Here is a 515-nt window from a genome sequence, read left to right as displayed (position 1 = left end):
ACCGGGGAGGGGATTTCGGTGTCGACCTTGTCGGTGGAGACCTCGACGAGTGGTTCGTCGACGCCGACGCTGTCGCCGACCTTTTTCAGCCAGCGCGTGACGGTGCCTTCGGTGACCGATTCGCCCAGCTCGGGCATCACCACCGAGGTCGCCGCGCCCGACGATGCCGCAGGCGCGGGAGCCTCGGCGGCCGGGGCCTGCGCGGCAGGCTCGGGTTCGGGGGCCTGGGCGGCCGGTTCCGGCTCGGGTTCGGGCTCTGGCTCGGGTTCGGCCTGGGGTGCCGGTGCTTCGGATGCCGCTTCGCCGGCCTCGCCGATGACGGCCAGTTCGCCGCCGATCTCGACGGTGTCGTCTTCCTGGGCCACGATCTTGGTCAGCACACCGGCGGCCGGGGCCGGGATTTCGGTGTCGACCTTGTCGGTCGAGACCTCCAGCAGTGGCTCATCGAGTTCGACCGTGTCGCCCTCCTGTTTAAGCCAGCGAGTGACGGTCCCCTCAGTGACACTCTCACCTAG

Annotated in this window: 1 protein-coding gene; it reads right to left on the bottom strand. The window is 69.5% G+C overall.

Going from position 1 to position 515, the window contains the following annotated elements; translation table 11 throughout:
* Nucleotides 1–515: biotin/lipoyl-containing protein (locus tag A5784_RS10605; RefSeq protein ID WP_286159417.1), on the bottom strand; the 515-nt coding region annotated here is incomplete at both ends.

The organism is Mycobacterium sp. 852013-50091_SCH5140682 (genome assembly GCF_001665685.1).
Lineage (GTDB): Bacteria > Actinomycetota > Actinomycetes > Mycobacteriales > Mycobacteriaceae > Mycobacterium.
The sequence above is the reverse complement of the archived record's forward strand: the minus strand, read 5'-3'. Positions and strand labels throughout refer to the sequence as shown.